Below are 6,891 nucleotides of genomic sequence, written 5' to 3'. Positions count from 1 at the left end.
GTCCGTCAGATCGGCCAGCGGCTCGAGATAAGAAAAGTACATCTGAACATAGCACATCGCCATCTGGCCAGTCCTCCTGTTATCTTTATTCGATGGACAACTGCTCAGGGGTTTCGCTCTTGAGCGGCTTGGGAGCCTTAACCGGACTGCCAGTGATGTGCCGGAGCACCGGTAAAATCTTGGGATCAACCCGATACTCAGGGATACCAACAGCAGTCACCCGGGCCAGACTCTCGCCGAATTTGGACGGTACTGCTACACAGTCACCCACATGCAGCTCCTGATCGGCGTAGTAAGTATAATCCCGCCCCACAAACTCACCGGGGCGGGCGGTGCTCATAAACTGTACGGATACGATATCGGTTGCCATATTAACCTCCTGTCATTCTTGGCCGGTAATGATTACCTGCCGACCGGTTGCTGCAGCCACAGCATTGCGCATTGCCATGGGGTCCCCGTGGCTGTTACTGATATGGATAAGCCTGATATCCTGCACCTGGCTGAGATCCTGACGCATGAGAAATCGGATGCAATCATCCAGACTCATGTGGTTACGGACCACTCGATCCGCGTGGTATGCATTGGTCTGCCCCATGCTATCCAACCCCATGTGATTACACTCCACCATAATGTGGTGAACTGCCGGCAGCGAAACATCAGCAATCCTTGTGTCCGTGAGGAACACCAGTCGCTGACTGCTGGCTTCGGAGTAGATCAACCATCCCAAAGGCTCAGCAGCATCGTGCTCCACTGCGATGGGCATGATAGCCATGGTCTCAATCTTCACTACATGACCTGCGCGCATTTCCGAATGCACCACAGGTTCACCATCGATTTTCAGCGCCGTCGCCGTCCCTTTGCTGCACCAAATTGGAATACCGAGGCCAATCAGCTGCTTTACAGCCCTGGCATGGTCCCCATGCTCGTGGGTAATCAGGCAGGCAGACACACAGGAAAGAGAGTATTTGCTACGGCGCATCAGCTCTCTCAATGGGATGCCGCATTCCAGCAACAGCACGGTGCAACCATCGTCCACCAGATAGGCGTTACCGGTGCTCCCTGTTGCCAACGTCTTGATTTTCACATGCTGTGCCCCCTATCAAAACGGCGCCACATTGGACTGAGGAGCCGGATTTGCCTTTTCGACCGCTCCGGTAGGCTGCGCGGCCTCCGGCTGAGGATCCTGACGGGCCGGTTGCTGGAGCACCGCCTGCGACTCTTCTGGTGCTGCGATATATGCCGCAGGATCTTGGATTTCACGATACTCACCATCCAGTGGCTGGCTATAAACGGCTCCATCCTCAGCGATCATGCTATTGTTGTACATGGACAGCGCAAGGCTGTTGGAGAAGTCCTTGGGGATGGGCTTTATGCAGTTGTTCCGCATCTTGCGCAGAATCATCCGTTCGCGGCTCCCCTCACGCCAGGCGGGGGAGATATACGGCTGCAGTTCCGGAACATCGAGGATCTGGTCAATGTCCTTGCCGTCCATCAATGCCTTCAGTTCAGACTTCTTTGCATCGATCTGCTGTTTCTGTTCCACAGTGGCCTTGTAGCGGCTCTCTACGATACCAAAAGTCTCGTTCATCAGATTGTTGGAAATGTGGGCCACAAGGTTCACCCGGACATCCTCCCGCTCACCGATAAAATACTGCACCGTGCCATCTTTAAAGCGAATCGGGTAGACAACTCGAACATATTTGCCTTTGCCACACGGTTTCCATACCGGAGGTTCCACATCAATGCCCCTGTGTACCGGATAAGTAAACTCATCATCTTCTCTCACGGCCCAGAAGGGGTATACCTCATCCACCCCATGTCCGAAGTTCCGCAGGATCGCGTCATTTCCATCTCCTTCAATGCCCATTTCCACCGTTGTGAGCCACTTCCCTTCCCGGTCTTTCTTCTTCCGGGTCATGAAATAGCACTCGCGGGGCTGGCTGAAGGCATTCAAGCGCAGAGTGGCCACCTGCTGAAGAATTTCAGACAGAGTTACACGGTCCACATCATTGACCGTTATAGGGTTCTGCTTATCTTCCATGGCCACTTCGTTGATGACCGCGATCGCGTTCATCATGCACTGTTTCTGGTAGTCATCTGGTTTCACTCCATTGCCTTCCAGCTGACTCACCATCATGGGAACCAGAGCATCCGCCGTCCGTTGTATGATGGAGCGATAATCAGCCTTTTTCGCAATTTCGCCATTCTTTGTGACTTTTTCACTTGCCATAATCATGCTCTCCTTTACATTTCGCTACAGGTCATCACGGCCGCCGCCGGATCCACCTGCAAATTGATCACCTGCATATCATCTGAGATGGCCAGAACGCTGACGCTTTCCCGGTTATCCAAAAACAAGGGCAGCTGATAGCCAGAAGCCATGGAGAAGGCCTGCACAATCTCCACATTGGCCTGCATTTTGCTCGCGGTATTCAGACTGCCATAAGGCACACCGTCCACCTCTGCTTCACAAATTTCCTTGAGCCCCCCATTTTTCTGAGCCTCAAACAGCCGCCAGCGAACTCGATTAAAATGCTGGTTGACTCGGTTCGTCAGCTGCGTCACCATCTGGCGGGTGTACTCATCGCACAGGGCCAACCCGCGCTCCGCGGTTTCCAGCTCCTTCAGGGCCTGCTTTTGCTCCAGCTGCAACTCATCAATGCGAGCTTTCACGGCAGCCACTCGCTGGATTCCGGCCAGCTCCCGTTGAAGATCTTCCACTTCTGCCTGCAGCCGGTCAATCTCCGCTTTGTGCGCCTTGCCTGCATCTTGGGCCGCCTGTGCTGCATTCTGGAGAGATGCCACAATTTCTGCGGCCCTGGCGTTCAGCTGTTTCTCCTCCAGGTCAAGACTGGCCATCACTTCCCCGTCCACTTCAGGCGGTTTCTCGGCGGCAATCGCATCGTACTGCCGGCAGCACTCGGCGTAGAGCACTTGCGCACATTCTTTCGATGGCCTGTTCTCATCCAGCAAATTGCAGCACCGGGCCAGTGCGGCCTGCTTCTCCTTGGCACTGGCCGTAATGGCACTCAGCTCCTCGGATTTGCGGAGATTGCACCGTTCTTGAGCTGCCCTCACCTGCTCCACGGGGATTTCCTGGCCGCAGGTGGGGCAAACCGTATCCACTGCATCCACCCGACTGTTGCGCGCCACCCACTGATCGCGCAGACCCTGAATCTCAGATTCCAGCCGGGATTTCTCCGCCAGGAGGGTGGATCGCTGTCCTTCCACCTCCTGAAGGGCAGCAGCTGCATCCTGCTTTTCTTTCAGCGCCCGCTCCATTTCCGAATTGTGAGCTTTGATCCAGTCCCCGGTGGTAAGGTCCTGCATCATCTTGCGCCGCCGGGGCAGTACCGCCAGTTTCTCGTTCACCTGATCCAGTTCCTTTTGGGCCTCTCTCTGCACACTACTCTCGGTGGTATGCTCAATTTCATACCGGAGCTTAGCAATGGCCACATTCCGCTCGCCAATTTTGCCGCGAAGGTCTTTTTCATCGCCCACGGAATCCGGAAGCTGCTTACGGTTTTCGTCGATGCGGGCCGGAATCGCGTTCAGAGCATCGGTATATTTCTTCCGGCGCTCAACACAGATACGGCGATATTCATCCACGGAATGCCCCTCCAGCAGCTGGATCAGCGGCGCCAGTGTGGGGCTGCCCTGTAACACATCCATCTCCTGCAGCCCGCCGAAGTAAGTCAACAGCAGTTTTCGGCGCTCCTTGTAGTCCTTGGTCTGCTCGCTGAAATAGGATGCATTGAGCAGCACCGGAATCAACGTCGGGCAGCACAAAGTAACAAGGCGCTGATTGTACTCGGTGACACTGACCGGCACATCGTCAATCGTGCATTTGGTTTCGTCACCGCTGTACTCACTCTCGGCCGAGCCCCGGCGCTTGGTCCACTTTTCGGCCAACGCCCGGGTGAGCACAAGATGGGTACCATTCTCAAAGAGCAGGCATGCGGTGACCTTCGGGAAGCACCCAGGCAACCGCTGGCCGTCTGGCCCCAGCGGGAAAATATTGTAATCGGCCCGGCCCTGTGCGTCCTTGCCGGTGAGCAGCCAGAGGAATGCTGTCATCAAGGTGGATTTTCCCGTCCCGTTCGCGCCACGCACAGTGATGCTATTCCCTTTGGGATTGATTCCAGCATCCCGAATGCCTTTGAAATCATGTAATGTCAGCGACAAAAGATTAATCATTGTCCTCGCTCCTATCCTCAAAAAGCCCATCGATCTCATCTGCAAACTCCCGCAGCGCCTCTGCCAGACTGTCCAGAGCGCGGACATCATAACATGCCAGCTCCACGCGGCGTGCATTGCCCAGCAGCGAGGTCTGCATAGTGCGCAAATACTGCTCCAGGACGGAAGCCTGTGCGGACACCGTGTTCCCGGATGCCATCCGCTCGATCTGTTCGTTCTGCTGGTCAATGATCTTGACCAGCGGTTCAGACAGCTCATTGGCCCTGCGCTCGATTTCCTCCTGATCAACCGCAGCGGCCTCGACGGTAATACCGGATTCCAGCTCTCGGATACGCTCATCCCGCTGGTCGACAAGCTCCTGCATCTCGAGACCGGCCTGCTTCCAGCCGGCCGCGTCTTCCTCGGCGGCCTGGGCGCGGCGCTCGGCATCCTCTACCCGCTGTTCGGCAGCGTCTCTCTGCTTGGAGAATTTGTTGGCCATGGCGGAAAGATTGGCCTGCGCATCCCGGGCTGCGTCGCGCTCCTGCTCGGCCTTCTCTTTGGCTTTCCGCGCTTCGTCCCGCTCAGTCTGGACGGCCTTCAGCTGGTTCAGAATGTCCTGAATCCGGTCCGAATCACCTTCCCCGGCTGCTTCAACCACCTGATTCGCTACGCCATTACGGGCGATCAGATTAAGATCCTTCTTGGTGAGAACCGGAAGATTTTTTAAATCCGCAACGCTTGCGGATTTAAAACCGTCTCCATTTTGCACCATGGTTCGGGCGCTGCCTTCGCTGATTCCCTTACTCTGATACCAAGCCGTCCAAGTTCCACCGCCGTATCGCCCAGCTTTTGCTGTAAGTTCGTGAATACGAGCCAAATAGATGCAGGATACCAGATATTCGTCCTGCGCCCGGCCATAGTGCAAATTGAACTGCTCGTCCGCTTCGGCTGCCTGCTCGGCCAAGTCACCCAGCGCCGAGAAATCAAAGGCTGTCAGCCCACCACTGCCAACAAGAATATTTTCGTCGGCACCGGTCTTCGCTGCGCTGGTCTTTGCAACAGGTGCCGCCGTCATACTGGCCAAATCCGACGGTTCCGGGGCGGCCACAGTTTCCTCTGCCGCAGCAGTGGCAACAGCCGAATAAGTAGGGTTTTCAGAATCATCTCCGACGCCTTGCTGTGCATCGGCATTGGCACTCGGGGACGGCAAGGTAGGCGCATCCGATGCAGTAAGAGCACACTGCTGCGCATCTTCGGCCGCATCGGTAGGGTTTTCCCTCTCGGCAGTCTTGGGGTTGCACTGCAGCAGGGCCTCGATGCAGTAGGAAGGCACCTCATAATCATCGAGCTGGTGGAAGTCGGAAGTCTGAGCCAGGAAGTGCTCCCGCTCAAAATTCCATCTCTTGGGGCGCTCCTCTTGGTAGAGATCCTCGGCGAACTGGCTGAGCAGCCACCTCTGTATATGGCTATCCCAAAACCAAAACGAGCCCTTGTAATATGCATACAGGCGGCCGGTGGCCTCATGTTTGCTGATGATGTAATCCATGTTCTCTTTCCTTTCCTGAGCCATCGCCTTGCCCGCCTCGATGGCGGCCAGGACATGGGCTTTTTCTTCTTCCGGGGTCTTATCCAGCCGGTGCCCGTCCGGACCAAAGAAGCGTTCGATCAGAGCAGCCTTAGCGGCCATGCCCTTCTTGTTCTGCATCGGGTAAACGGACATGCCATAAAGCCCGCCGACAAACTCGGCGGCGCGGATCTTGCTGCGGTCAAAGCTGCAGCTGATTTCCTTGTCGGGAAATTGCTTGGCTGCCCAAGTGGTCACCTGGTCCAGGAAGTCATAATCCAGGCTGTAGATGTGCAGCACACACTTATCTTCACCGCCGCCCTGGTAGTAGGTGGCATAGTCCAGGGACGGTGACATCCTGCATTCGTAGCCTTTGACATCGGTCACCATAGCGTGGCGGGTGGCGTCCCACTGGGTAGGCCCCCAGGGCAGCAGGTACGGGCAGCCCTTGCAGTTTTCGGTATCCCGGTTGCCGGTGTTGTCGGCGCTTGTGCTCTTGGCCACCACCCGCCCGCATTTGCATATGTACTTGGTCATGGTGCAGCCCTCCCCAGCATGTGCAAAAGCAGGGCGGCATTTCCGTCATCCAGGCTGCACATTTCATCGCCGTCCACGCCTACTATCAGGATCGGGCCGACAAAGGAGATGCCCAGGAAATCGCAGTTGTACGGCAGGCCCATCAGCAGGCCCTCTTCGTTGCAGATGACCAGGGCATCCTCACAGAAGCTCACCGTTTCGATGTAGCCGCCCACGGCCTGCTGCAGAGCCTCCAGCGTGTTCTCCATCACAACCAGCTCAGGCGGTTGTCCGGGGTCCTTACGAATCACGAGCATGGCTGCCCTCCCTTTCTGCGGCGCAAAGGCCCGCTTCCAATCCGTTTACAAAGCCCACGGCCGCGGTCAGCAGCCGTTCCAGGGCCTGCTCATCCTCGCTGGACAGAAGCTCCGTGCTCCAGTACGCGTCCAGAAAACGCCGCAGGCCAGCGGCGCCGTCCTTCGCGCTTTGCAGCATCTGGCGGCAATGGGCCGGGAGAGGCTGCGGGGCGGTGGCGGCGGTTCTTCGCGAGGCGCTGGGCGGCGGGGCTGCAACGCCGAATTCCGCCTGCTTTTTGCGGGCCTTATTGACCCAGGCATTCACATTGCCGTAGG

The 6,891-nt window shown here is 56.7% G+C and carries 7 protein-coding genes; all 7 read right to left on the bottom strand.

What is annotated here, in order from left to right:
* Window positions 1–85: 85 nt before the first annotated feature.
* Window positions 86–370 (bottom strand): hypothetical protein, encoded by a 285-nt coding sequence (locus B5F28_RS14110; RefSeq protein WP_087296470.1) that lies wholly within the window; start codon window positions 368–370, stop codon window positions 86–88.
* Between the two features lie 12 nt (window positions 371–382).
* Window positions 383–1,084 carry an MBL fold metallo-hydrolase gene (locus B5F28_RS14105; RefSeq protein WP_087296469.1) on the bottom strand — a complete coding sequence of 234 codons (702 nt, stop codon included), beginning with the start codon at window positions 1,082–1,084 and terminating at the stop codon, window positions 383–385.
* Window positions 1,085–1,099: 15 nt separating this feature from the next.
* Window positions 1,100–2,230, bottom strand: a complete 1,131-nt coding sequence (locus B5F28_RS14100; RefSeq protein WP_087296468.1) for a hypothetical protein — start codon at window positions 2,228–2,230, stop codon at window positions 1,100–1,102.
* A 14-nt stretch (window positions 2,231–2,244) separates the two neighbouring features.
* On the bottom strand, window positions 2,245–4,197 hold the full coding sequence (locus B5F28_RS14095; protein WP_158097613.1) for a hypothetical protein: 1,953 nt from the start codon (window positions 4,195–4,197) through the stop codon (window positions 2,245–2,247).
* Complete coding sequence (locus B5F28_RS14820) at window positions 4,190–6,280, bottom strand: coiled-coil domain-containing protein (RefSeq protein ID WP_087296466.1); 2,091 nt, start codon at window positions 6,278–6,280, stop codon at window positions 4,190–4,192. Before B5F28_RS14820 ends, B5F28_RS14095 begins: the two co-directional genes overlap by 8 nt.
* Complete coding sequence (locus B5F28_RS14085; protein WP_087296465.1) at window positions 6,277–6,576, bottom strand: DUF3846 domain-containing protein; 300 nt, start codon at window positions 6,574–6,576, stop codon at window positions 6,277–6,279. Before B5F28_RS14085 ends, B5F28_RS14820 begins: the two co-directional genes overlap by 4 nt.
* Window positions 6,560–6,891, bottom strand: a 332-nt coding sequence (locus B5F28_RS14815) for a hypothetical protein (RefSeq protein ID WP_158097612.1), incomplete at its 5' end; no start/stop codon positions are given. The genes B5F28_RS14085 and B5F28_RS14815, both read right to left, overlap by 17 nt.

Source organism: Gemmiger sp. An194, from assembly GCF_002160145.1.
Taxonomy (GTDB): Bacteria; Bacillota; Clostridia; order Oscillospirales; family Ruminococcaceae; genus Allofournierella.
The sequence above is the reverse complement of the archived record's forward strand: the minus strand, read 5'-3'. Positions and strand labels throughout refer to the sequence as shown.

Excerpts from the sequence above, each read along its gene's own strand:
- B5F28_RS14110 (WP_087296470.1), bottom strand. The coding sequence starts at position 370 with ATGGCAACCGATATCGTATCCGTACAGTTTATGAGCACCGCCCGCCCC.
- B5F28_RS14100 (WP_087296468.1), bottom strand. The coding sequence starts at position 2,230 with ATGGCAAGTGAAAAAGTCACAAAGAATGGCGAAATTGCGAAAAAGGCT.
- B5F28_RS14085 (WP_087296465.1), bottom strand. The coding sequence starts at position 6,576 with ATGCTCGTGATTCGTAAGGACCCCGGACAACCGCCTGAGCTGGTTGTG.
- B5F28_RS14095 (WP_158097613.1), bottom strand. The coding sequence starts at position 4,197 with ATGATTAATCTTTTGTCGCTGACATTACATGATTTCAAAGGCATTCGG.
- B5F28_RS14820 (WP_087296466.1), bottom strand. The coding sequence starts at position 6,280 with ATGACCAAGTACATATGCAAATGCGGGCGGGTGGTGGCCAAGAGCACA.